Annotated in this window: 1 protein-coding gene and 1 pseudogene; both read right to left on the reverse strand. The window is 72.8% G+C overall.

Annotated features, from left to right (window positions below; genetic code table 11):
- Positions 1-230: 230 nt before the first annotated feature.
- Positions 231-575, reverse strand: a complete 345-nt coding sequence (locus tag IH13_RS0127055) for a nucleotide pyrophosphohydrolase (protein ID WP_031088593.1) — start codon at positions 573-575, stop codon at positions 231-233.
- A 26-nt stretch (positions 576-601) separates the two neighbouring features.
- Positions 602-1,388: pseudogene (locus IH13_RS0127060) on the reverse strand (ATP-binding protein); the annotation flags it as partial.

Here is a 1,388-nt window from a genome sequence, read left to right on the forward strand (position 1 = left end):
GCGCCCCACGGCTCGCCGCAAGGGCCCGCCGACCCACCTCGATCAACCGCTCCGCTTCCATGTACTGCCCCCGTCGTCTCCGCCGTCCGCACGGCGGTCCGCACGACCCCGGCCGCGAACGCACCGGGAATGCCGCTCACTTCTTCATTACCCACAGTGAGCTGAGAGGCACCGGAAAGCCAGAGGAAGTCGGTAATCTGTGGACAGGGATCCGATTGTGGATAAGTCGATCACTCCGAAGAGTGACGATGCGGGGAAGGAGAAGGATCCGGTACGGGGAAGCGCGTCTCGTTCCGCTCGATCTTGGCGGCCAGGGCCGCCAGCGGGTCGATGCCGAGCACCTCGCAGAACTGCAGCAGATACGCCAGGACGTCCGCCACCTCGTCCTCGACGCGGTGCGCCGTACCGGCGTCCTCCATCACCCGCGACGACTGCTCGGGCGTCAGCCACTGGAAGATCTCCTGGAGCTCGGACGCCTCCACACTCAGGGCGGCCACCAGGTTCTTCGGGGTGTGGTACTGCCCCCAGTCCCGGGCCGCCGCGAAATCGGCCAGCCTCCGGCTCAGTTCCGCCATGCCCTGTCCCGCCCCGCATCCGTCCGTCACGGTGTCAGGTCTACCACTGCCACGCCCGCGGTCGCCCGGGCCACCGCGGCGGTGGCCTCCGTGACCGTGCCCAGGACACGCATGTGCCCGCCCGCGCAGATCGAGGCCGCCAACGCCAGCAGCTCCCGCGTCTGCCGCGCGTCCATGCTCCGGTCGAACCCGTCGGCCAGGACCGTCAGCGCCTGCATCGCCGCGGGCACCTCCGCCGCGGGTTCCACCACCAGGACGTGCGGCCCGGTCAACAGGACCAGGGCGAGGGCCAGGTAGCGCAACTCCCCGTCACCGAGCCGTCCGAGGGGCGTGCTGTGCCCCAGGCCGCGCCCCACCAGGGCCCGCACGGTGCCGTCCGCCAGGTGGTCGACGCCCAGCCCGGTCACCGGGCCCGCACATCCCGCGTCGGCGGTGGCCACCAGCCTGGCGTGCCGCTGCGCGCACTGGCTGTGCGTGCGGTTGAGGACATCGGCGAGGTTGTCGCAGGAGGAGGTGAGCCGCCCCTCGCCGAGCGGCACGGCGGCTCGCATCCCCCACGGCTGCGGATCGCAGGCGAAGGCCGACCTCAGCGCCACGACCACCTGCTCCGCCGCTCCCAGCACCCGCAGCTCCCCCGGCGTGGTGCCCGCCACCCGCAGGGGCAGCAACGCGGTGGCCAGCCGGTCGTCGGGGAACGGGGCCCGGGTGACGGCCGGGCCCGACCTGTGCCAGGCGGCCTGCACGACGGACCGGCGCGGATCGCGCAGCGCCGTGTCCAGCAGCCGCTCGCCACGGCGCGACAGCCGCTCGCCG

Origin of the sequence: Streptomyces sp. NRRL WC-3549 (assembly GCF_000721935.1) — a bacterium.
Classification (GTDB): domain Bacteria; phylum Actinomycetota; class Actinomycetes; order Streptomycetales; family Streptomycetaceae; genus Streptomyces.